The organism is Microbacterium sp. CBA3102, from assembly GCF_007954505.1.
GTDB classification, from domain to species: Bacteria; Actinomycetota; Actinomycetes; order Actinomycetales; family Microbacteriaceae; genus Microbacterium; species Microbacterium aurugineum.
The window spans coordinates 992,585-1,013,392 of record NZ_CP042412.1; the positions used below are offsets into that span (position 1 = coordinate 992,585).

General features: G+C 68.1%; 23 protein-coding genes and 2 tRNA genes. 12 read left to right on the plus strand and 13 right to left on the minus strand.

What is annotated here, in order from left to right; translation table 11 throughout:
* Positions 1 to 13: 13 nt before the first annotated feature.
* The 5 genes from FGL91_RS04825 to FGL91_RS04845 all read left to right on the plus strand — a co-directional run bounded on the left by FGL91_RS04825 (position 14) and on the right by FGL91_RS04845 (position 3,166).
* Positions 14 to 1,282 (plus strand): sensor histidine kinase, encoded by a 1,269-nt coding sequence (locus FGL91_RS04825; protein ID WP_153243222.1) that lies wholly within the window; start codon positions 14 to 16, stop codon positions 1,280 to 1,282.
* Positions 1,270 to 1,959, plus strand: a complete 690-nt coding sequence (locus FGL91_RS04830) for a LuxR C-terminal-related transcriptional regulator (protein ID WP_134352586.1) — start codon at positions 1,270 to 1,272, stop codon at positions 1,957 to 1,959. Before FGL91_RS04825 ends, FGL91_RS04830 begins: the two co-directional genes overlap by 13 nt.
* Positions 1,956 to 2,909 carry a DUF4097 family beta strand repeat-containing protein gene (locus FGL91_RS04835; protein WP_153243223.1) on the plus strand — a complete coding sequence of 318 codons (954 nt, stop codon included), beginning with the start codon at positions 1,956 to 1,958 and terminating at the stop codon, positions 2,907 to 2,909. The genes FGL91_RS04830 and FGL91_RS04835 overlap by 4 nt, the downstream gene beginning before the upstream one ends.
* 85 nt (positions 2,910 to 2,994) lie before the next feature.
* Positions 2,995 to 3,068 (plus strand) — tRNA-Ile (locus tag FGL91_RS04840).
* Positions 3,069 to 3,093: 25 nt separating this feature from the next.
* Positions 3,094 to 3,166 (plus strand) — tRNA-Ala (locus tag FGL91_RS04845).
* Positions 3,167 to 3,216: 50 nt separating this feature from the next.
* Here FGL91_RS04845 and FGL91_RS04850 read toward each other — a convergent pair.
* Genes FGL91_RS04850 through FGL91_RS04870 form a run of 5 tightly spaced genes read right to left on the minus strand, consistent with a single transcriptional unit; the run spans position 3,217 to position 6,103 of the window.
* Positions 3,217 to 3,570, minus strand: coding sequence for a VOC family protein (locus tag FGL91_RS04850; protein ID WP_153243224.1), 354 nt, complete (start codon positions 3,568 to 3,570; stop codon positions 3,217 to 3,219).
* Between the two features lie 18 nt (positions 3,571 to 3,588).
* Positions 3,589 to 4,035, minus strand: a complete 447-nt coding sequence (locus FGL91_RS04855) for a GNAT family N-acetyltransferase (protein WP_153243225.1) — start codon at positions 4,033 to 4,035, stop codon at positions 3,589 to 3,591.
* A 16-nt stretch (positions 4,036 to 4,051) separates the two neighbouring features.
* Positions 4,052 to 4,444 carry an HNH endonuclease gene (locus tag FGL91_RS04860; protein ID WP_047519740.1) on the minus strand — a complete coding sequence of 131 codons (393 nt, stop codon included), beginning with the start codon at positions 4,442 to 4,444 and terminating at the stop codon, positions 4,052 to 4,054.
* Between the two features lie 48 nt (positions 4,445 to 4,492).
* Entirely contained in the window at positions 4,493 to 5,617 is a 1,125-nt protein-coding gene (locus FGL91_RS04865) for a M24 family metallopeptidase (RefSeq protein ID WP_153243226.1), read from the minus strand.
* A 39-nt stretch (positions 5,618 to 5,656) separates the two neighbouring features.
* A complete protein-coding gene (locus FGL91_RS04870) occupies positions 5,657 to 6,103 on the minus strand; it encodes an iron chaperone (RefSeq protein ID WP_153243227.1) in 447 nt (148 codons plus the stop codon).
* A gap of 119 nt (positions 6,104 to 6,222) precedes the next feature.
* Here FGL91_RS04870 and FGL91_RS04875 point away from each other — a divergent pair, with 119 nt between their 5' ends.
* Both FGL91_RS04875 and FGL91_RS04880 read left to right on the plus strand, forming a co-directional pair.
* Positions 6,223 to 7,818, plus strand: coding sequence for an amidohydrolase (locus FGL91_RS04875; protein WP_153243228.1), 1,596 nt, complete (start codon positions 6,223 to 6,225; stop codon positions 7,816 to 7,818).
* A gap of 44 nt (positions 7,819 to 7,862) precedes the next feature.
* Entirely contained in the window at positions 7,863 to 8,285 is a 423-nt protein-coding gene (locus FGL91_RS04880; RefSeq protein WP_047519735.1) for an NUDIX hydrolase, read from the plus strand.
* 27 nt (positions 8,286 to 8,312) lie between these two features.
* Here the strand turns inward: FGL91_RS04880 and FGL91_RS04885 are convergent, their stop codons facing one another.
* Complete coding sequence (locus FGL91_RS04885; RefSeq protein ID WP_194239360.1) at positions 8,313 to 8,768, minus strand: aminoacyl-tRNA deacylase; 456 nt, start codon at positions 8,766 to 8,768, stop codon at positions 8,313 to 8,315.
* A 56-nt stretch (positions 8,769 to 8,824) separates the two neighbouring features.
* On the minus strand, positions 8,825 to 9,331 hold the full coding sequence (locus FGL91_RS04890; RefSeq protein WP_047519770.1) for a hypothetical protein: 507 nt from the start codon (positions 9,329 to 9,331) through the stop codon (positions 8,825 to 8,827).
* 144 nt (positions 9,332 to 9,475) lie between these two features.
* On the opposite strand from FGL91_RS04890, the gene FGL91_RS04895 reads away from it, so the two are divergent.
* Both FGL91_RS04895 and FGL91_RS04900 read left to right on the plus strand, forming a co-directional pair.
* Positions 9,476 to 10,033, plus strand: a complete 558-nt coding sequence (locus FGL91_RS04895) for a peptidylprolyl isomerase (RefSeq protein ID WP_047519733.1) — start codon at positions 9,476 to 9,478, stop codon at positions 10,031 to 10,033.
* Between the two features lie 21 nt (positions 10,034 to 10,054).
* Positions 10,055 to 10,948: a rhomboid family intramembrane serine protease gene (locus FGL91_RS04900; RefSeq protein WP_131491636.1), complete on the plus strand. Its 894-nt coding sequence runs from the start codon at positions 10,055 to 10,057 to the stop codon at positions 10,946 to 10,948.
* Between the two features lie 285 nt (positions 10,949 to 11,233).
* Here the strand turns inward: FGL91_RS04900 and FGL91_RS04905 are convergent, their stop codons facing one another.
* On the minus strand, positions 11,234 to 11,473 hold the full coding sequence (locus tag FGL91_RS04905; RefSeq protein WP_153243229.1) for a cell division protein CrgA: 240 nt from the start codon (positions 11,471 to 11,473) through the stop codon (positions 11,234 to 11,236).
* Between the two features lie 91 nt (positions 11,474 to 11,564).
* Between FGL91_RS04905 and FGL91_RS04910 the strand changes: the two genes are divergently transcribed.
* Genes FGL91_RS04910 through FGL91_RS04915 form a run of 3 tightly spaced genes read left to right on the plus strand, consistent with a single transcriptional unit; the run spans position 11,565 to position 13,172 of the window.
* Positions 11,565 to 12,359, plus strand: a complete 795-nt coding sequence (locus FGL91_RS04910) for a class E sortase (protein ID WP_153243230.1) — start codon at positions 11,565 to 11,567, stop codon at positions 12,357 to 12,359.
* A gap of 28 nt (positions 12,360 to 12,387) precedes the next feature.
* Positions 12,388 to 12,543, plus strand: coding sequence for a hypothetical protein (locus FGL91_RS18870; RefSeq protein ID WP_165875400.1), 156 nt, complete (start codon positions 12,388 to 12,390; stop codon positions 12,541 to 12,543).
* The gene (locus FGL91_RS04915; RefSeq protein ID WP_153243231.1) at positions 12,540 to 13,172 is read left to right on the plus strand and encodes an anthranilate synthase component II; all 633 of its coding nucleotides are present in this window, start codon (positions 12,540 to 12,542) and stop codon (positions 13,170 to 13,172) included. Before FGL91_RS18870 ends, FGL91_RS04915 begins: the two co-directional genes overlap by 4 nt.
* Positions 13,173 to 13,201: 29 nt before the next feature.
* Here FGL91_RS04915 and pknB read toward each other — a convergent pair whose 3' ends face one another.
* Genes pknB through FGL91_RS04940 form a run of 5 tightly spaced genes read right to left on the minus strand, consistent with a single transcriptional unit; the run spans position 13,202 to position 20,807 of the window.
* Positions 13,202 to 14,893, minus strand: coding sequence for a Stk1 family PASTA domain-containing Ser/Thr kinase (gene pknB / locus FGL91_RS04920; protein ID WP_131491633.1), 1,692 nt, complete (start codon positions 14,891 to 14,893; stop codon positions 13,202 to 13,204).
* A 43-nt stretch (positions 14,894 to 14,936) separates the two neighbouring features.
* Positions 14,937 to 16,673, minus strand: a complete 1,737-nt coding sequence (locus tag FGL91_RS04925) for a protein kinase domain-containing protein (RefSeq protein WP_131491632.1) — start codon at positions 16,671 to 16,673, stop codon at positions 14,937 to 14,939.
* Positions 16,670 to 18,124 (minus strand): penicillin-binding transpeptidase domain-containing protein, encoded by a 1,455-nt coding sequence (locus tag FGL91_RS04930; protein ID WP_153243232.1) that lies wholly within the window; start codon positions 18,122 to 18,124, stop codon positions 16,670 to 16,672. Before FGL91_RS04930 ends, FGL91_RS04925 begins: the two co-directional genes overlap by 4 nt.
* Entirely contained in the window at positions 18,121 to 19,506 is a 1,386-nt protein-coding gene (locus FGL91_RS04935) for an FtsW/RodA/SpoVE family cell cycle protein (RefSeq protein WP_047522058.1), read from the minus strand. The genes FGL91_RS04930 and FGL91_RS04935 overlap by 4 nt, the downstream gene beginning before the upstream one ends.
* Positions 19,503 to 20,807, minus strand: a complete 1,305-nt coding sequence (locus tag FGL91_RS04940) for a PP2C family protein-serine/threonine phosphatase (protein WP_134352597.1) — start codon at positions 20,805 to 20,807, stop codon at positions 19,503 to 19,505. Before FGL91_RS04940 ends, FGL91_RS04935 begins: the two co-directional genes overlap by 4 nt.
* Between the last annotated feature and the right edge of the window lies 1 nt (position 20,808).

Genomic DNA, 20,808 nt, shown 5'->3' on the forward strand with positions numbered 1-20,808 from the left:
GTACCGTGGAAGCATGACCACTCAGACTGCGACCCCGGCTTCCGCAACCGCGGTGAAGCCGCCGTTGCGCATCTTCCTCACGATCTTGCATCTGGCAGGCGTCGGCGTCCTCGGCGGCGTCATCTTCGGCATGCTCGGCGGCCTTCTCGGCACCGGCATCGGCCTCCTCTTCGCCGCCGGCATCGGCGTCGTCCTCCTGGTCGGACTCGTCTACGCCCTTTACGGACTCGGCTGGTTCGAGGTCGCTCGTGTCGGCGCGCTCTACCGCACGCCGATCCCGCCGCTGCGTTTACAGCCGCGTGATCGTCCCGGATTCGGCGGGTGGTTGCGGTCCCTCGGACCGCAGGCCATCGACGGCCGGATGTGGCGGGCAGTGGCGAACTTCGCCATCTCCGCCGTGCTCGGCTTCGTCGTCCTCCGACTCTTCTGGGGTCTGGTGTGGTCGATCATCATCTCGTTCGCCCCGCTCACGGCCGCGGACTCCGTGATCGGACCGTTCGGTGGCGGGGGGATCCCCGTGGCCTGGGCTCCGCTGATCGGCGTCCTCGGCCTCGCCGCCTGCGTCGTCGGGATGATCGGGCTGGCACTGCTGCATCGAACCCTCTCCCTCGCGATCGTGATCCGCAGCAAGGAGACCGAGCTCACCGAGCGCGTCCGCACGTCGACCGCCCAGCGTGAGGGTGCGGTGCGCGCCGCCGATGTGGAGCGCACCCGGATCGAGCGCGATCTGCACGACGGGGTACAGCCGCGGCTGGTCTCGGTCGGGATGACGCTCGGACTCGCGCAGCAGAAGATCGACAACGATCCGGAGGCCGCCAAGGAGCTGATCAACGAGGCTCACACCTCGACCAAGGCAGCGATCACGGAACTCCGCCAACTCGCTCGCGGCATTCACGCCTCGGTGCTCGATGATCGTGGTCTCGACGCCGCCCTTTCCGCTCTTGCCGGGAGGTCGCACATTCCCGTGCACCTCGATGTCCGGATGGACGGCCGGTGCAGCCGTGAGGCCGAGGCCGCCGTGTACTTCTCGATCGCGGAGTCCCTGACCAACGCGGCCAAGCACTCGCGGGCCAGTGAAGCCCGGGTGACCGTGCGCGTGCGTGAGGGCAACACCCTCTGGGCCCGCGTGGAGGACAACGGTATCGGAGGCGCTCAGGTGCAGCCCGGTGGGGGTCTGGACGGCATCGCCAACCGCATCCTCGCCGCGGGAGGGACCTTCCGCCTCGACAGCCCGCAGGGCGGACCGACCAGCCTGGAGGTGAACGTACCGTGCGCATCCTGATCTGCGAGGACTCGGTCCTGCTGAGAGAAGGCCTCGTTCGCCTGTTGGAGGACGCAGGGCATGAGGTGGTCGCCGCTCTCGCTGACACGGTGGAGCTCGAGCAGACGGTGGCCGGTAGTGCACCGGATCTCTGCATCCTCGACGTGCGGTTGCCTCCGACCTTCACCGACGAGGGCATCCGCGCCGCGCTCGGTCTGCGGGCCTCGCGCCCGTCGCTCGCGATCCTCGTCCTCTCGCAGTACGTCGAGGAGCGATACGCCTCGGATCTGATCGCGGCGCAGGGCGGTCCGCTCGGATACCTGCTCAAGGACAGGGTCGCCGATGTCGAGGAGTTCCTCGGTTCGGTGCAGCGCATCTCGGAGGGCGCGACCGTTCTCGACCCCGAGGTCGTCGCTCAGCTCCTCACGCGCCGCAATCGCGACGACAAGATGATGCGACTCACCGAGCGGGAACGCACAGTGCTCGCGCTGATCGCCGAGGGGAAGTCGAACCAGGCGATCGCCGGTCTGCTGTTCCTCTCGGAGGCCAGCGTCGAGAAGCACATCACCTCCATCTTCCAGAAGCTGGGCTTCGACCCGGACGAGTCCGGCAATCGCCGCGTGCTCGCCGCGCTCGCCCACATCGAGAACACGGGCGGCCCGACGCCGCCGACCGGCCAGACAGGAGTGGCACGATGACCACCGACAACAACGGCTTCCCGGGCGAGCACACCCCGCTCACCCCGCCGCCCGCTTCCCCGCCCGCTTCCCCGCCCGCCTCTCCGTCGCCGCCATCGGCGGCGCAGGGGGCACCGACACCTCCGCCGCCCAGTCCCACGGGAGGGCGTTCGTCCGGAGCCACGGCCGTCCTGGTCGTGACAGCGGTGGTGGGCGGGATCGCCCTTCTCGGAACCGGCGGCACAGCGGTCGCCGCCGCGGCGGGTTCCGTCATCTCGTCGAGCCGGCCGGATTCCGTGCAGACCGCGAACGCGCAAGGCATCGAGGGTATCGACCTGGATGCGGATGCCAGCAGCATGCGCGTCGAGTTCGGCGACGTGGATCAGGCAGAGCTGGCGATCACCAACGGGCGAGGACCCGCGTGGACCTTCGAACGTGACGGCGACGAACTGATCGTGCGGAGCCCGGACAGCGTGTTCGGGTGGTGGTTCGGCAGTTGGTTCGGGGACGAGCAGATCGCCGTGCTCACGCTGCCGGAGAGCTTGCGGGACGCGGAGCTCGATGCCGACCTCACACTGGATGCCGGCAGCCTCGACGTGGAGGGCGACTTCGGGGTGCTCGACGCCACCGTGAGCGCCGGCGCGCTCGACGTCACCGGGTCGGCCACCGAACTCGACGTGCAGATGAGCGCCGGTCGCGCCGACATCCTCCTCGATGGCGTGACCGTGGCCGATCTCGGCGTATCCGCGGGCGACCTCACGGTCGAGCTGACCGGCACGCCGCCGTCGCAAACCACGATCGATGTCAGTGCCGGATCGCTCGATCTGACCCTGCCCGATGTCGAGTACGCCGTGAGCCAGGACATCAGCGCCGGCACCCTCAACTCGAAGGTGCAGGAGGCATCGAGCGCGCGGCGGACCATCGAGGTATCGCTCTCCGCGGGCACGGCGACGATCCGCCCGGGCCGCTGAACCGGGTCGAGGGCGAGGACACTCCCGGGTCGTCGCCCTCGATTCGGAAATTCCGTCTTTCTCCGGTAAAGTCTTGGAGGTTGACGGGGCTATAGCTCAGGCGGTTAGAGCGCTTCACTGATAATGAAGAGGTCCCAGGTTCAAGTCCTGGTAGCCCCACTCCTCAACTCAAGAAATCCCTCACGGGGCCTTAGCTCAGTTGGTAGAGCGCCTGCTTTGCAAGCAGGATGTCAGGAGTTCGAATCTCCTAGGCTCCACCGGAAGATGAAGCCCTCGGTGCGTACCGGGGGCTTCTCTCTTTTCGCGGTCACTCGCGATCTGTGTGCATCCCGACGTTGATGACGCGACCATCGGAGTTGCGGTAGAAGAAACGCGTGACACCCCAGGGCTCGTCGGTGAGTGGATGCACGATCTCCAGGCCCAACGCTTCCGCGCGGGCGAAGGCCGCCGTGACGTCGTCGACGAAGACGGAGACATCGGGATTCACCGGTGCCGAGGCGTCGCGGGTGATCAGGCTGAGCTGGTGCCCCTCCTCGTCGCCGAGCGTCACGATCCAGCCGTGGTCCATCAGCACCCGCAGCCCGAGCACCGCCGAATGCTCGGCGACCGCGGAACGGAGATCGGTCACGGTGAGATCAGGGACCACTCTCTCGACGCGCATGCACCCATCATCCCCGCGTCAGGCGAGATCGATCTGGTAGTGGATCATCCCCGACCGGGAGGCGACACGATCGTAAAGGCCACGCGCGGTGGTGTTCGACTCGGCGGTGAGCCAGTAGACCTTCGCGGATCCGTGCTGCTCGGCCCACGCTCGCACGTGCGCGATCAGTGCCCGCCCGACACCGCCGCCGCGGACGTCGGGTGCCACGAACAGGTCTTCGAGGTAGCAGTAGTCCGTGGTCGTCCACGTCGCGGCATGCGTCAACCAGTGCACGATGCCCACGGCCGTACCCGTTTCGTCGCGGGCGATGGCCCCCTGGATACCGCCATCAGGGTCGACCAGTCGCTCGAAGGTGGATGCGGTGATCGTCTCGTCGAGGTCGGTCTCGTAGAAAGCGAGGTACCCCCGCCAGAGAGCGAGCCACTCGGGCTGGTCTGCGGCGGTGAGGGGCGCGATCGTCGTCATGAGTCGAGACTAGTGACTAGGGGAGGGCGGTGCCGTCCGGGGAGGGCCGCAAGGCGCGCAGGATGGTGGCATGACGGACGAGGAAAGTCCGCTCATCGAGCTTCTTCCGTCGCAGCCACCCGGTCACCTCGTCATTGTGCTTGCTGGCATTGCAGGACGCGCACGCCGGGACCACGTTCTCGAGGGTGTAGCGACCGCCGCGCGACACGGGCTGGATGCAGTCGCGCTGCAGGGCTGCGCCGTCACCGCCGCAGTAGGCGCATCCGCCCCAGGCCTCCATGAGGTCGTACCACTGCTCGTCGGTGAGGTCGTTGTCGACGCGGGCGAGTCGATTCTGGCGGCGTTTCGCGTACCGTGCTCGGGTCGCCGGTGATGCGGTGGCGGAAGAGACCTTGCGGCGGCGGCGCATGCGCCGATCGTATCGCGGGAAGTGCTCGCGCTCGGTCAGCGCGTGAGGTCAGCGGAGGCCGACCGCGGTGAGACCGTGCGGCGCGACGTTGAGCCGCTCCCCACCGTCCGCCGTGACGACGACGATGTCCTCGATGCGGGCACCCCACTCGCCGGCGAAGTAGATGCCGGGCTCGATGCTGAACGCCATGCCTTCCCGCAGGACCAGGTCGTTGCCCGGAGCGATGTACGGCTCCTCGTGCACCGAGACGCCGATGCCGTGGCCGGTGCGATGCAGGAACGCCTCCCCCAGACCCGCGTCGGTGAGCACGCTCCGGGCGGCGGCATCCACCTCCGCCGCGGTGGCACCGGGACGCACGGCTTCGACCGCTGCCTGCTGCGCCCGCACGAGCACCGCGATCCGTTCGGCGGCTGCGGGGGCGGGAGTCCCCACCACGTAGGTCCGCGTGCTGTCCGAGTTGTATCCGCTCGGGACCGCACCGCCGATGTCGACCACGACGATGTCGCCCTCCTCGATCACCCGATCCGACACCTCGTGGTGCGGGTCGGCGCCGTTCGGACCCGACCCGACGATCACGAACTCGACCGTGCGATGGCCCTCCGTGACGATGGCCTCGGCGATGTCGGCTGCCACTTCGCGCTCGGTGCGTCCTGCCCGAAGCCACTCGTGCACCCGTCTATGCACCGCGTCGATGGCTTCTCCGGCCCGGCGCAGTTCGGCGATCTCCTCGGCATCCTTGATCATCCGCCCTTCGCGCAGCACCGGAGTCGCGAGCTCGAGGCGCACCCCGAGACGATCCCCGATCGGGAGGACGTGCAGCGCGGGGAGGGCATCGGAGACACCCACACGGGCGGCGTCGCCCACCGCCGAAGTCACCAGCGCATACGGGTCTTCTCCATCGACCCAGTCGGCGACCGCGAGACCCAGCTCGCCGACAGCCGTGCTGCGCACCTTTGCGAGTTCCATGCGCGGCACCACGACCGTCGGCGTCGCGCCGGGGGCGATCACGAGGGCCGTCAGCCGCTCGATCGTGTCGCCTTCCACTCCCACCAGATACTGCAGATCCGGCCCGGGACCGACCACGATGGCGTCGAGCCCCGCGTCGGCGGCGAGGGAAGCGGCGCGGCTGAGCCGGGCGGAGTAGACGGAGGCGGGGAACGGGAGTGTGCTCACGACATCCACGCTACTGCGCGGTCGCCGCCGGGTCGACGGTCAGCTGATCGCGACGCGGATGCGTTCCGCGAGGAACTCCAGATCGGCGTCGGTGAGTGCGGTCACGGCGTACGCGGTCGGCCAGACCGTGCCGTCGTCGAGGTTCGAGATCGGTTCGAAGCCGAAGGTGCCGTAGCGCACCTTGAACTTGCTCGCGGGCTGGAAGAAGCAGAGCACCTTCCCGTCACGACCCCACGCCGGCATCCCGTAGTACGTGCGCGGCACCAGCTCCGGGGCGACCTCCGACACGAGGGCATGCAGCTTCTTCGCCAGAGCCTGGTCCTCGGCGGTGAGCTTCTCGATGGCCTCCGTGATGTCGGCCTCCCCTGCTGCCCGCAGTTCTTCCGGTGTCTTCTTCGCCCGGGAACGCCGGGTGCGGGCCTCCTTCGCGGCGGCCTGCATCGCCTCGCGTTCTTCGGCGCTGAAGTTCTTCTCTTTCTCGGCCATCTTCGGTCCTCTCGGTGTGCTGCCGGTGTGGACTTCACACTACGGAGGAGAGACGCGGGCGTGCTTCTCGATTCCTGATCGATCCCCGCCGTGGCGCCGACGCCTGACAGACTGACGCCATGACGACAGTCTTCACCGGCCGCATACGTCCCTTCGCGCCGAGCACCGACATCCAGGTCGAAGCCATGGCCGTCGACGACGCCACCATCGTGGCCATCGGCTCGGCGGAAGAGGTTCGCCGCGCCCACCCCGATGCCGACGTGGTCGCGCTCGACGGATGGGTCATGCCCGGGCTGATCGAGCCGCACGGGCATCCCGGATTCGCGGCGATCCTGCTGTCCGACCTGGTCGTCGACCTCCGGCCCGTGGTCGTTCCCCAGGCCGAGGGCGTGCTGGCAGCTCTGCGCACGGCGGTCGCGGAGGCCGGTGGGGAAGCCGTCTTCGCGAACGGCTGGGACTCGCTGCTGCAGCGCGGACTCCCCGATCCCGACATCCACTTCCTCGACGAGCTGGCCGGCGGCGTTCCTCTCGTCGTGATCCACAACTCCGGTCACTCCGTCTACTTCAACACCGCTGCCGCGCTCGCCGCAGGCCTCGACCGGACCACCCCCGATCCCGCCGGTGCCTCGTTCGGACGGGACGCCGACGGGGAGCTCACCGGTGTCGCCCTCGAGGCTGCCGCGGTCGAGATGGTCGTCGCTCCGATGCTCGCGAAGGCACAGGAGCAGCTCCCCCGCATCCTTCCTGCACACCTGCGCGATTTGGCTTCGCGGGGCATCACCACCGTGGCCGACCTGTCGTGGAACCCCGGACTCGGTCCGCTCATCGACGCCCTGCGTGCGAAGGGTGAGATGCCGGTGCGCCTCCGGTGGTACGAGATGTCCCGTCCGGGCGGGATCCCCTCCGCACGAGGCGGCGGCGACCCGTTCTTCCGGCAGACGGGAGTGAAGACGTGGTCGGACGGCTCTCCCTGGGTCGGCAACATCGCCACCTCCTTCCCGTACCTCGACACCCCGGCGACCCGTGCGCTCGGACTCGAGCCGCACCACATCGGCCGGGCGAACTACACCTCGGACGAGCTGTCGGCCATCGCCGAGCCCTATGCCGGTGCGGGGTGGCAGCTGGCGTGTCATGCGCACGGCGACCTGGCGATCGACGCGACCCTCGATGTCTTCGCGCAGATCATCGCGCGGCACGGGCTCACCGATCACCGATTCCGGCTGGAGCACTGCGGCGCGATGACGCCGGTGCAGTTCGAGCGCGCCGCATCACTGGGGGTCACGGTGAGTCTGTTCGTCGACCACATCACGTACTGGGGCGAGGTGCTCGTCGATGATCTCTTCGGTCCGGAGCACGGGGGTGCCTGGGCGGATGCCGGCGCCGCGTTCGCGGCCGGACATCGCGTGACGTTCCACAACGACGGGTGGGTCACCCCGAACGAACCTTTCCGCAACATGGCGGTCGCCGAGACCCGCACCACCCGCAACGGCTATCGGATGCCCGGCGGCACACCGGTCACCAGGGATCAGGCGCTCCTCGCGCACACGGCGAACGCCGCCTGGCAGCTCTTCAGCGAGCGGGAGGTGGGCGTCCTCGCCCCCGGACTCCTCGCGGACTTCATCGTCGTGGATCGCGACCCGGTCACGGTTTCCGCTGAAGACCTCGCCGCGACGCAGGTGACGTCCACCTACTTGGCGGGTGTGCGGGTCGTCTGACACGCGGTCATCGACCGCCCTCATCGGCGGATAGTGTGTGACGCATGGACCTGCGTGTCGCGGCGTATGCGGTCGTCACCGATGACGACGGCCGCCTGCTCCTGGCGCGCTGGACCGAAGGACGGCGGGTGGCGTGGACCATGCCCGGTGGCGGGCTCGAGCCCGGGGAGTCGCCGGAAGACGCGGTGCGGCGCGAACTCCGTGAGGAGACGGGCTACAGCATCAAAGTCGGCGAACTCCTGGGGATCCACTCCCGTGTGATCCCGGCCGGCCGGCGTGTGCACAAGGCCGCCGAGCCGCTGCACACCCTGCGCATCGTCTATCGCGGCGCGGTCACCGGGGGCAAGCTCCGCTTCGAGACCGACGGTTCGACCGACATGGCGGAGTGGTTCCCGCTGACCTCCGTCGCCGAGCTGCAGCGCGTCAAGCTGGTCGACATCGCGATGCGCATGGCCGGCCTCCTCTGAGCCGAGGCCGAGCGTCAGCGTGCGGCGTCAGCGCTCTTCGGGTACGGAGATGTCGGCGACGGTCGCCCCGTATGCGGCGATGAGGTCGTCGGCTTCGACGAACAGGCTGAATCCGTGCGTTCCCGCACCCATCGCGATGCGCTGTCCGACGATGGACTCGTCGGCGTAGACGGGCCAGTCGGTGGTGCTGCCGATCGGCACGATGGTGCCTCGTTCGTAGCCGGTCGCCGCGAGGGCGAGTTCTGGTTCCGGGAGCCGTAGTTTGTTGACTCCGACCAGCGCACGCAGCTTCGGCCACGAGATCGAACGTCCGCCCGGCACGAGGGCGAACAGGAAGGTGTCGTCCGAGCGCTTCACCACGAGGGTCTTCACGATGCCGGACGCGGGGATGCCGAGCAGCTCCGCCGCCTCGAACAGGCTGCCGGCGGCCGGACGCTCGCGGATCTCGATGTCGAGACCGCGGGCTTGCGCGGCCTCACGCACCCGCGCATGCGGACCGCCTCCGCCACCGGAGGCGACGGAGGCGGGAGCCGAAGTGTTCACGCGTCGGGGGCTGCGAGCGGGTCGTCCGCGACCCAGAGCTCGTCATCGGCACGAAGCGTCTGCCAGGCGGCGTAGAGGACACCGATGGCGGCAGCGGCACCGAGGACGATCGCGATGACCGATCCGAGGCCGGGGCCCGACTTCTGCTTCTTGCCGAAGGCGCCGCGCGGAGCGGGAGGCGTGACGCCGTAGCGCTTGGCGTTCGCGACGTCCCAGGCGGTCAGCGCGGATCCGACGACTCCACCCACGATCGGGACGACCTTGTCGTCGACGACGTGCCGACCCATCTTGACGCCACGGTCGACGACCGGTGCGACACGACGGTTGTACGTGTCCTGGATGACAGGCACGACCTGCTCGCGATTGATGCTGCCGAGCTGACGGCCGGCTTCGCGTGCGACCTCGGCGGCGTGGCCGACGAGCACCTGCTGGTTCTCCCAGAGCTGGTTCGCGTCTTTCTGAAGACGACGCAGTTCCTTCTTCCGCTTGCGGCTGAGGCTCACGATGCTCTCCTGTCCATTGGAGTACGGGTTCCCCATCTTGCCACGAGAGCCTGGATGCCGGGCGGGAATCACCGGACCCTTGCGCCATCATCGGATCCGCGGTACACCGGGCGAACTCACCGGAAGCTCTGCGAGAATGAGGACATGGCTCACGCTTCCCACGTCGCAACCCTGCACACCAACCACGGTGACATCGTCATCAACCTCTTCGGCGACCACGCCCCCAAGACGGTCAAGAACTTCGTCGGGCTCGCCGACGGCACTCAGGAGTGGACCGATCCCGCCACCGGCAAGCCCGGCGAGGGTCCTCTCTACAAGGACGTCATCTTCCACCGCATCATCCCGAACTTCATGATCCAGGGCGGCGACCCGCTCGGACAGGGCGTCGGAGGCCCCGGCTACAACTTCGACGACGAGATCAACATGGAGCTCAACTTCAACGAGCCCTACATCCTCGCGATGGCCAATGCCGGCCTCCGCCGCAACGCCATCACCGGCAAGCCCGAGGGCACCAACGGCTCGCAGTTCTTCATCACCACCGACCCGACGCCGTGGCTGCAGGGCAAGCACACGATCTTCGGCGAGGTCGCCGATGACGCCTCCAAGGCTGTCGTCGACGCGATCGGCGCCGTGCAGACGGGCCCCGGCGACCGCCCGGTCGAGCCGGTCGTGCTGCAGTCGATCGACATCGTCGCGGCCTGACGACAGCTGCGGCCGATCCGGATGACCACGCCTGAGTTCACGAGCAATCGCGACAACTTCTGCTATCGCCATCCGGATCGGCAGAGCTTCGTGCTCTGCCAGCGGTGCATGCGCACCATCTGTCCCGAGTGCCAGACCCAGGCACCCGTCGGCGTCATCTGCCCGGAGTGCATGAACGCCGAGCGGAAGAACAGGACGCCCGCGCAGAAGAAGGCCGAACGTCGTTGGCGCGGTGGTCGGGGCGGTGCCCTGGCCGTGACCCGCGGCGGGCGACCCGTCGTCACCTACGCGCTGCTCGCCATCACGTCTTTCATCGGGCTGGTGCAGCTGATCCCCGGGTTCAAAGACCCGCTCATCCAGGCTCTGGGGTTCTTCGCCCCCTTCCTGTACCCGAATCTCTTCGCCGTGCCCTTCGAGCCCTGGCGTCTTCTCACCGTGCTGCTCGTGCACGGGAGCTTCATCCACCTGGCACTCAACATGCTCGCGCTGTGGATGCTGGGGCAGAGCCTCGAGCCCATGCTCGGCCGCACCCGCTACCTCGCCCTGTATCTGATCAGCGGCCTCGGGGGATCGGTGATGGTCGCCATCCTCGCGCCCGGTTCGTGGACGGTCGGAGCATCCGGGGCGATCTTCGGGCTCCTGGCGTCGCTGCTGATCATCGGTCGCCACATCGGTGCCAACGTGACGGGAATCCTCGTCATCCTCGGAATCAACTTCGCGTTCGGTCTCTTCGTCGGAGGAATCTCCTGGCAGGCGCACCTCGGCGGTGCCGTCGTCGGAGCGCTGGTCGCTCTGATCTACGTCAAGACGAAGCGTCGAGAGCAGCGGACCCTGCAGATCATCCTGCTGTCGGCGCTGGTCGTGCTGTTGATCGTGGTCGTGGCCTTCGTGCCGCCGCTGATCCTTTTGTCCTGATCCGAAGTTGTTAACAGGGTTGTTAACCCCTGTGAATAACACCGGTGTAATTCTCCCCAGGCTGTGGAGGGGGCTGTGGATAACTTTCGCTCTCGGTGACTCTTGTGGGGTCGGGGCGGGGTTGTTCCCTTCGCTCGCAGAGCGGGTGCCCTCCCGCTTCGCGGGTCCCTCCCGATGCTTGCTCCGGGAACAACCCCGCCCCTCGCGGCACAGGTCGTCTGTCGCTCCAGATATGACGAAGGCCCCCTCGCGATGCGAGGGGGCCTTCGTCGAAAGTCGGGGGCGTCAGCGCCAGCGCGTGGTCATCAGGAAGCCGATCAGCGCGATGCCGAGACCGATCGCCAGGTTCCAGTTCTCAAGGCCCGGAATCGGGAGCGTGGTACCCGAGATGTAGAAGACCAGGATCCAGGCGAGACCGAGCAGCATGAAGCCGATCATCACCGGCTTGAACCAGACGGCGTTGGGAGCGGCTTCGCCTTCGGCGCGCTCGACGGCGGGTTCTTCGGTCTTGCGGTCACGTGCCATGCCGTCATTGTACCCGGGACACCCATGAGCTGCCGAGCCCACATCGCTCGATCACCGGCATGCGTTCAGCGATCCCGGATATGATCGCGCCATGACTGCTTCCGTCGTGCCTGGGGGGCGACGCCCGCGTCGCGCGAGACCACGGTCTCGCGCGACGTTCGCGAGTGTGCTCGGCGAGCTGCTGCTGACCGCCGGAGTCATCGTCCTGTTGTTCGTCGCCTGGCAGATGTGGATCGGCGACATCATCATCAGTGCGCAGAAGAACGAAGAGGGCGCGGCGATCTCGAAAGAGCTCGCGCAGGCCGAAGCCCCTGCGCTGCCCCCGGTCGTCGAGGCGGAGGACGGCACCACGACCTACGTTCCGCCGGTGCCGGCCGCGCCCGCCGACGCGGAGTGGTTCGGGCAGATGCACATCCCGCGATTCGGCGCCGACTACAACTTCGGAATCTACGGGGGCACGTCCCGTGCACGCACCCTCGACCAGAAGGGGATCGGCGTCTATACCGACTCCAAGATGCCGGGCGAGGTCGGCAACTTCTCGATGGCCGGGCACCGCACGACATGGGGCAAGCCCTTCAATCAGCTCGACAAGCTGCAGCTGAACGATGCGATCGTCGTCGAGACGCCCGAGGGCTGGTACACCTACCGCTTCCGGACGCTGGAGTACGTCAAGCCGACGCAGACCGACGTGCTCGCCGACGTGCCGCAGATGCCCGAGCAGCAGACCGGAGAGCAGTACATCACGCTCACCGCCTGTTCCCCGCTGTACTCGCTCGCCGAGCGCATCGTCGCCTACGGGGTGTTCGAGAGCTTCCAGCCTCGTGCCGAGGGGCCTCCCCAGGCTCTGACCGACCCGCCGCCTCCGCCGGCCGCACCGTCGGTGTGATCATGGACATCTACGAGGGAGAAGACTGATGTACGCCGCACTCTGGCGCCTGCTGCCCGGCCCGTGGTGGCTGCGCGTGCTCATCCTGCTCGTCGTCATCGCCGCCGTCCTGTACGGCCTGTTCTGGTACGTCTTCCCGTGGGTGAGCCCGATCGTCGCCCCCGGCGAGGTCGACGTCGAATGACCCGAGTGCTCGTGGTCGACAACCACGACAGCTTCGTGCACACCCTCGTCGGCTATCTGCACGAACTGGGGGCGGAGACCCTGATGGTCGAGTCCGATTCCCTGGATGCCGAGGCTCTCGAGTCGATGATCCTCGCGCACGACGCCCTGCTGCTCTCGCCCGGACCCGGAGCGCCGACCGATGCCGGGGCATCGATCGCCGCGGTCCGCATCGCCGCTCGGCTCGGAGTACCGACGCTCGGCGTGTGTCTGGGGCACCAGACGATCGGCGAAGCCCTCGGCACGACGGTCAGCGAGGCGCCGGAGCTCATGCACGGGATGGTCTCGGCCGTCAGGCACGACGGATCCGCCTTGTTCGCCGGCATCCCCTCACCGTTCTCCGCCGGCCGCTATCACTCGTTGACGCTCGCGGAGGCCGACCTTCCTCCGGACGTCACGGTCACCGCATGGACCGAGGACGGCACCGTGATGGGGCTCGCTCACCGCGAGCTGCCGCTGTACGGCGTGCAGTTCCACCCCGAGAGCGTGCTGACCGAAGGCGGCTACCGGCTTCTGGCGAACTGGCTGGAGCTGTGCGGTGCGACGAGCGCCGTCGCCCGATCGGAGCGCCTGCACCCGCTCTCACGCTGAGGCCGGCGCGCCGACGCCTCGGAACCCGATCAGCTGCCGCTGCAGTACCGCAGTTCGACGGTGGAGCCGACCGGGACATCGCCCGGAGCCGCCGACATCGAGTTCACGGTCGTCGGGTCGGTGGCGGGACACTCCGCGTCTTCCACCGCCACCGGGTTGAGACCGAGGTCGGTGAGGTTCGTCGTGGCGGCGTCGACGGTCCAGCCGACGACATCGGTCAGCGTGACCTTCCCGCTCGCCACGACCAGGTTCACCACTGTTCCCGGAGAGACTTCGGTCTCGGCCTTCTCACTGGCGGAGATGACGGTGCCCTCGGCCAAGGCCTTGTCGTTGCGCTGGACCACGGTACCGAGCTCGAGGCCCGCCGCCGTCAACGCCTTCGTGGCGTCGTCCAATCCCATGCCCTCGATCTTCGGGACGGTGACCGTCTCGACGCCGGAGGACACGTGGAGGGTCACGGTGGTGCCCTCCTCCACCGAGACGCCGGCTTCGGGGTCGGTGCGGATGACGTTGCCTTCGCTGATCTCGGGACTCGACTCGATCACGATCTTCGAGGTCAGATCGAGTTTCGCCAGCTCATCCTGTGCGCGCTCCGCGGAGACGTTCTCGAGGTTCGGGATGATGCGGGAAGTGCTGGGCACCTCGGGCGGTCGCATGCTGATCGTGACGACCCAGAACAGCACGGACGCCAGCAGCACCGCGAGGAGGGCGACCCCCGCCCAGATCCACGCCACCGGAGGGCCGGACTGGGTACGGGTCATCGTGGTGTCGGAGCTGAGCTGGCGCAGGGACCGAGCCGTCTCCTGTGCCTGTCGCGGGCTCGGGCCGTACAGCTCGCTGGTGAGCGCTCCGAGCTGCTTGCGCGTCGGTGCGTCTCCGGCGACGGCGGCGTCCAGGGCGGCGCGGAAGTGCGCGGCATCCGGGTAGCGCTGGTACGGATCCTTCGCGAGGGCACGGAGGACGATCGGGTCGAGGGCGCCGGGGGCGTCTTCGTTCACCTCGGTCGGCGGGACCGGTGTCTCGCTGACGTGCTGGTAGGCGACCGCCACCGGCGACTCTCCGCGGAACGGCTGGCGTCCTGTGAGCAACTCGTACAGGACGACGCCGGTCGAGTAGAGGTCGGCACGTGCGTCGACGGGCTCGCCCTTGGCCTGCTCCGGCGAAAAGTAGGCGGCGGTCCCGATGATCTGGGTGGTCTCGGCCACGGTGGACGACGAGTCGGAGACGGCTCGGGCGATACCGAAGTCCATCACCTTGACCTGACCCTTGTCGGTCACCATCACGTTGCCCGGCTTGATGTCGCGGTGGACGACTCCTGCTCGGTGCGAATAGTCCAGAGCTTCGAGGATGCCGTCGACGTAGCGGACCGCGTCCTCCACCGGCACGGGGCCTGCGGAGATGATGTCCTTGAGGAGGGTGCCCTTGACGAGTTCCATCACGATGTACGGCGGCTCGTCGGAGGAGGAGTCGGTCGCGGACGGATCCCCGGCGTCGTACACGCGCACGATCGAGGGGTGGGACATCCGCGATGCCGCCTGCGCTTCCAGGCGGAACCGTGTGCGGAACGTGGTGTCGCGGGCCAGCTCGGCGTCGAGGATCTTGATCGCGACCTCGCGCCCGAGGGTGAGGTCATAGCCGCGGTAGACCTTGGCCATACCGCCATGCCCGATGAGCTCGTCGACGCGGTAACGTCCCGCGATGACTCGTGGCTCTGTGGACACGTACTACCCCCTGGAAACGACTGCTACTGCGCTGAACTACAGGTTACTCGGCGGAATCGCCGCCCTCATCACCGTCGCCCGGATCGGGTGCCGCGACGATCGGGACCGAGAGCGGGGGCGATGCGGCCGACGTGCGCTGGTCGCCGCCGGAGCACAACCCCTGGTACGTGACGATGAGCTGCTGGCCCACGGCGTCCGCGACCTTCACCTGGGTGTTGCGCTGCGTGGGCTGGAAGTTCGGCCCGCCCGACACGAAGGTGCCGTTCTGCAGGGAGACCACGTAGCCCGAGAGCGTCGTGCCGCTGGGGCAGGTGAACCCGGTGCCCCAGGCGATCGTCACGGTGCTGCCGGCGATCGGGTCACCGGTGATGGTGGGAGCGTCGGTCGGGGTCGGCAGGGCGGCGCGACCGGCGTAGATCGTGAGCGTGATCGGCTGCGTGGTCTCGACGTTCCCCCGGGGGGAGACGTCGTAGACCTTGCCGACCTCGGCGTCGGTGGGAGCCGCGTCGCCTTCCGGGCAGGTGATCTCGCTGTCGAAACCGGCGTCGGTGAGCGTGGACGTCGCGGTCGCGCAGTCCATGCCGACGAGGTTCAGTGCGGTCACGTTGACGCGCGTCACCTCAGGCGTCGGAGACTCCGACGGCGTGTTCGGCGGGGTGGAGCTCTGCGACGGCGATCCGGTGGGATCCGCCTCGCCCTGCTGATTCGCCAGCATCGCCCACACCGTGCCGCCGAGGACGATCACCAGCAGCGCGATCAGCGCGATCAGCGGCCAGGTCCAGGGGCTGCGCTTCTTCTTCTTCTCCTCCTCCGCGGCTTCCTCGGTGGGGAGCTGAGCGGTGGTGGGAAGGATGCGGGTGGTGCCGTCGTCGCCGGAAGCCGTCAGCATCCGGGTGGCGTCGTCGTCTCCGGCGATGCCACCGGTCGCGATGGCCGGGACGGCGATCGCCGCGGAGTTCAGGTCACCGCGACGCAGCGCCTGGGCGGCACGCGCCACCGTCGCGGAAGAGGACGGGCGGTCGCTGGGCTTCTTGGCGATCATCGCCATGACCAGGTTCTGCACCGGGATCGGAACGGTCGGCGGCAGCGGCGGAGGCTGCTCGTTGATCTGCGCCATGGCGATCGCCACCTGCGACTCACCCGTGAACGGACGCTTGCCCGCCAGGCACTCGTAGGCGACGATGCCCAGTGAATAGGTGTCGGTCGCCGGAGAGGCCGGGTGACCCGACGCCTGCTCGGGCGACAGGTACTGCACGGTGCCCATGACCTGGCCCGTCGCGGTGAGCGGGACCTGGTCGGCGATGCGCGCGATGCCGAAGTCGGTGATCTTGACGCGGCCGTCGGGCGTGATGAGCAGGTTTCCCGGCTTGATGTCACGGTGCACGAGGCCGGCCGCGTGGGCCGCCTGCAGAGCGGATGCCGTCTGGGCGACGATGTCGAGCGTCTTGTCGGCGCTCAGCGCGCCGTCGCGTTCGAGCACGGTCGAGAGCGCCTCGCCGGGCACGAGCTCCATGACGAGGTAGGCGCTGCCGTTCTCCTCGCCGTAGTCGAAGACGCTCGCGATGCCCTCGTGGTTGACGAGGGCGGCATGCCGGGCCTCAGCGCGGAAGCGCTCGAGGAACCCGGGGTCCCCCATGTACTCGTCCTTGAGGATCTTGATGGCGACGGTACGTCCGATGACGTGATCCGTCGCTTCCCACACCTCGCCCATGCCACCGATCGCGATACGCGACTGCAGCTCGTAACGACCACCGAACGACACACCCTGCGTCGGCCTCATCTGCCCAGCACCGCCTCTATGACCTTCTTCGCAATCGGAGCGGCGATGGTGTCGCCACTTCCTGATTGTCCCTGTCCGCCGCCGTCTTCGACGACGACCGCTACTGCGACCGCGGGGTCGTTCGCCGGTGCGAAACCGGTGAACCACAACGTGTGCGGCCTGTTTCCGTTCTCTGCGGTGCCCGTCTTACCGGCCACGTCGATCCCGTCTATTCTTGCACCCTGGGCCGCGCCCGTAGCGACGCTCGCGACCATCGCCGCGGTGACGTCGTTCGCCACGTCGGCATCCATCGCCTGGCCGAACTCGCTGTTCTCGAAAGCCTTGATGACCGAGAGGTCGTTGCCGATGACGGCATCCACCATCCGCGGGTTCATCACGACACCATCGTTGGCGAGGCCGGCCGAGACCATCGCCATCTGGAGCGGTGTCGCGGTGACCTTGCCCTGGCCGAATCCGGTCAGTGCGGTCTGCGCGTCGTCGAGTGCCCGCGGGTAGCTCGACGGCGTCGACTCCAGCGGTGTCTCGAAGGACTTGTTGAACCCGAGCTTCTCCGCCATCTCGCGGATCGTGTCGTCGCCGAGCTCGACCGCGAGTTCCGCCATCGGGATGTTGCAGCTGAGTCGGATCGCCTCTGCGATCGTGACCGTCGTCCCCGGACCGCACTTTCCGCCCCACGCGTTGGACACCCGGTTCGAGGATCCGGGGAGCGTGTAGGACACGGGGTTGGGGAGGGCCGAGGTCGGGGTCCAGTCCCCGCTGGCGTAGGCCGCCGCGGCGACGACGACCTTGAACGTCGAGCCGGGAGGGTTGAGGTCGCCCGCGATGGCCCGGTTCGACAACGGCTTCGACGGGTCCGCCTTGAGCTGCTCGTACGTGGCGTTCGCCGCGTCCGCATCATGGGTCGCCATCAGGTTGGTGTCGAACCCCGGGCTTGAGACCATCGCGAGGATCCGGCCGGTCTTCGGTTCGATCGCGACGACGGCACCCTGGAGATCGCCCAGTGCGTCGAAAGCTGCCTTCTGTGCCGCCGTGTTCAGCGACAGCTCCACGCTGTAGCCGCGCTGCGGCTGGCCCGAGAGGATGCGCTCGACCTCACCGAGGAATGCGTTCGCCCCGGTGCCGGAGAGGTCGGCGTTCATCGCCTGCTCGATGCCCGTTCGTGAATCGAGTGCCGCGTTGAAGTAGCCGGTCACCGGCTCCCACATCGGCGCATCCGTGTAGACCCGCTGGAACTGGTACTGGTCGTCGCTGGGCACCGAGTTGGCGATGGTGGCGCCGTCGACGATGATCGCGCCCCGCTGGATCTCGTAGCTGTCGAGCCGGGTGCGCTTGTTGTGGCTGTTCTGGGCGAGGCTGTCGGCCTCGACGACCTGGATCCAGCTCGTCGCGGCGAACAGCGCGACGAACATGAACAGCATCAGGATGCTGAGTCGGCGCAGTTCCTTGGTCATCCGATCACCACCCTCGGCTGGCGGCGGACGCCGTCGGAGATGCGCAGCAACAGCGCGACGATGAGCCAGTTGGCCACGAGCGAGGATCCGCCGGCAGCGAGGAACGGCGTGGTGAGGCCGGTCAGCGGGATGAGCCGCGTGACGCCGCCGACCATGATGAACACCTGCAGCGCGATCGTGAACGACAACCCGGTGGCGAGCAGCTTGCCGAAGTCGTCCTGGCCGGCGAGGCCGATGCGCATGCCCCGACTGACGAACACCATGTACAGGCAGAGGATCGCGAACAGCCCGATCAGGCCGAGCTCTTCACCCAGGCTGGTGATGATGTAGTCGCTGTGGGCGAGCGGGGTGACCTCGGGGCGTCCCTGCCCCCATCCGGTGCCGATGAGTCCACCGCGCGCGAGCCCGAACAGGCCCTGCATCGGCTGGTAGCCGGCGCCGTCTGGGTCGACGCGTCCGGCATCGAAGAGGAACAGCCAGTTGGTGAAGCGGCCCTGGACGTAGCTGAGGATCTGCGTCGCGAGTGCGACGCCCGCGACCACCAGGCCGAGGCCGATGAGCACCCAGCTCGTCTTGCCGGTCGCGACGTAGAGCATCGCGACGAACATCCCGAAGATCAGGGTTCCGGTGCCGAGGTCCCGCTGGAAGACGATGATGCCGAGCGAGATGAGCCAGACCACCAGGACCGGCCCGAGCTCGCGCATGCGGGGCCAGGTGATGCCGAGGACCCGCTTGCCGACCGACGTCAGACTCTCGCGAGTGCGCACCAGGTACCCGGCGAAGAAGATCGCCAGGCAGATCTTGGCGAGCTCTCCGGGTTGGAAGGCGAAGATGCCGCCGAGCGAGACCCACACGGCCGCGTTGGCATCGGCGATCCGCAGCCCCGGGACGAACGGCAGCAGCAGGAGGAGGATTCCGGCCAGACCGAAGATGTAGGTGTACCGGAACAGGATCCGGTAGTTGCGTAGCAGGATCACGACCGCGATCGCGCCGGCGAGTGAGATCGCCGTCCATGCGAGCTGCTTGGTGGAGTAGGCGTCCCAGCCGGTGTTCTTGAACGCGATGTCGATCCGGTAGATCATCGCGATGCCGAGGCCGGTGAGGAGCGTGGCGATCGGGACCACGAACGGGTCGGCGTCCGAGGCCACGAAGCGCAGCACGATGTGGAGCGCGAAGGCGAGGGCGGCGAGGCCGCCGCCGATCGCGAGGATCATCGGGTCGATCACACCCAGGGCGCCCAGTTGCACGAGCGTCAGGGCGCCGCCGCTGATCGCGCAGGCGAAGAGCAGCAGCCAGAACTCGCGATTGCGTTGCGTCTGGGGCATGCGGAGGCGCTTGAGGGCCTTGATGACGGTGGTGTCCGCCTGGACGTCGGTGCTCATCCCTCACCTCCGGCGGGCGTCTCGCTCGGTGTGGGCATCGGTGTGGGCAGAGGGGTCTGCGGGATGACGTTCGCTTCGGCGCCCGTGCGGAGGCGGTCGACGATCGCCATGGCGTCGGACAGGGAGCGGGCGGTGATGGTGCGCTCGACCGAGGCGCGCTGGTAGGGCGGGAGGTCGGCGAGGAGGATGTCCGTGTCTTCGATCGGTGTCGACAGGGTGATCGGGCCGATGTTCTGCTGCACGCCCTGGAAGATCACGACGCTGTCTTCGTCGGCGCCGATGAAGTAGCGCGTCTGCGTCCAGCTGTAGGCCGCGAAAGCAGCGAAGGCGAGCATCGCGACGACCAGCAGCGCGGCCGCGATCCATCCGACACGTCGACGTTTCGCGCGCCGACGGTCTTCTTCGATGAGTTCCTCGAGGTATTCCGGGGCCGGTTCGAAGTGGCTGGGCTCGTTCGCGGCCTGGCGCACCGGGTGCAGCCAGTTGCTGCGCGGAGGGCGTACCGGGGGCACATAGACGCCGTCGGGGTTCGACGCCGAGCCGACGATCGTGGGCGTGCCCGAGTGGATCGGATGCTGTCCGCCCACGTCGACCAGCACGATCGTGACGTTGTCGGGCGCGCCTCCGTCGAGGGCCTGCTTGAGGAGGTTGTCTGCGGTGCGACCGGGCGCGAGGCCGAGCTGCATCGCCTTGAGGATGTGGGGTTCGTCGACCACGCCGGAGAGTCCGTCGGAGCAGAGCAGCCAGCGGTCACCGGGCTGCGTGTGCATGACGAACATGTCGAGCTCGGGATCGGAGTCCATGTCGCTGAGCACCCGCATGAGGACCGAGCGACGCGGGTGGTAGCGCGCCTCCTCCGGGGTGATGCGGCCCGAGTCGACGAGGCGCTGCACGAACGTGTGGTCTGCGGTGATCTGCGTGAGTGCGTCGTCGCGGTACAGATAGATGCGGGAGTCGCCGATGTGGCCGATGACCGCGTACTCGTCGACCATGATGATCGCGCTGAGGGTGGTGCCGAGGCCGGCCAGTTCCGGGCGATCCTTCGCGGCACGGATCAGGTCGCCCGCCGCGGTGGTCGCAGCGGCCTGCAGCGAGGCCTGGGCGTCCTCGGTCGACTCGTACGGCTGGTCGAGGGGCTCCAGGCGTTGGATCGCGATGCTCGAGGCGACGTCTCCGCCCGCGTGGCCGCCCATGCCGTCGGCGACGACGAACAGGTTCGCCCCGGAGTATCCGGAGTCCTGGTTGTTGGAGCGGACCTTCCCGGTGTGGGAGATCGCGACGCTCGAGCCTTCGAAGACCATG

Excerpts from the sequence above, each read along its gene's own strand:
- FGL91_RS04930 (WP_153243232.1), bottom strand. The coding sequence starts at position 18,124 with ATGACCAAGGAACTGCGCCGACTCAGCATCCTGATGCTGTTCATGTTC.
- FGL91_RS04860 (WP_047519740.1), bottom strand. The coding sequence starts at position 4,444 with ATGCGCCGCCGCCGCAAGGTCTCTTCCGCCACCGCATCACCGGCGACC.
- FGL91_RS04875 (WP_153243228.1), top strand. The coding sequence starts at position 6,223 with ATGACGACAGTCTTCACCGGCCGCATACGTCCCTTCGCGCCGAGCACC.
- FGL91_RS04925 (WP_131491632.1), bottom strand. The coding sequence starts at position 16,673 with ATGAGGCCGACGCAGGGTGTGTCGTTCGGTGGTCGTTACGAGCTGCAG.
- FGL91_RS04880 (WP_047519735.1), top strand. The coding sequence starts at position 7,863 with ATGGACCTGCGTGTCGCGGCGTATGCGGTCGTCACCGATGACGACGGC.
- FGL91_RS04895 (WP_047519733.1), top strand. The coding sequence starts at position 9,476 with ATGGCTCACGCTTCCCACGTCGCAACCCTGCACACCAACCACGGTGAC.
- FGL91_RS04910 (WP_153243230.1), top strand. The coding sequence starts at position 11,565 with ATGACTGCTTCCGTCGTGCCTGGGGGGCGACGCCCGCGTCGCGCGAGA.
- FGL91_RS18870 (WP_165875400.1), top strand. The coding sequence starts at position 12,388 with ATGTACGCCGCACTCTGGCGCCTGCTGCCCGGCCCGTGGTGGCTGCGC.
- FGL91_RS04905 (WP_153243229.1), bottom strand. The coding sequence starts at position 11,473 with ATGGCACGTGACCGCAAGACCGAAGAACCCGCCGTCGAGCGCGCCGAA.
- FGL91_RS04825 (WP_153243222.1), top strand. The coding sequence starts at position 14 with ATGACCACTCAGACTGCGACCCCGGCTTCCGCAACCGCGGTGAAGCCG.
- FGL91_RS04835 (WP_153243223.1), top strand. The coding sequence starts at position 1,956 with ATGACCACCGACAACAACGGCTTCCCGGGCGAGCACACCCCGCTCACC.
- FGL91_RS04850 (WP_153243224.1), bottom strand. The coding sequence starts at position 3,570 with ATGCGCGTCGAGAGAGTGGTCCCTGATCTCACCGTGACCGATCTCCGT.
- FGL91_RS04870 (WP_153243227.1), bottom strand. The coding sequence starts at position 6,103 with ATGGCCGAGAAAGAGAAGAACTTCAGCGCCGAAGAACGCGAGGCGATG.
- FGL91_RS04855 (WP_153243225.1), bottom strand. The coding sequence starts at position 4,035 with ATGACGACGATCGCGCCCCTCACCGCCGCAGACCAGCCCGAGTGGCTC.
- FGL91_RS04915 (WP_153243231.1), top strand. The coding sequence starts at position 12,540 with ATGACCCGAGTGCTCGTGGTCGACAACCACGACAGCTTCGTGCACACC.
- FGL91_RS04900 (WP_131491636.1), top strand. The coding sequence starts at position 10,055 with ATGACCACGCCTGAGTTCACGAGCAATCGCGACAACTTCTGCTATCGC.
- FGL91_RS04935 (WP_047522058.1), bottom strand. The coding sequence starts at position 19,506 with ATGAGCACCGACGTCCAGGCGGACACCACCGTCATCAAGGCCCTCAAG.
- FGL91_RS04940 (WP_134352597.1), bottom strand. The coding sequence starts at position 20,807 with ATGGTCTTCGAAGGCTCGAGCGTCGCGATCTCCCACACCGGGAAGGTC.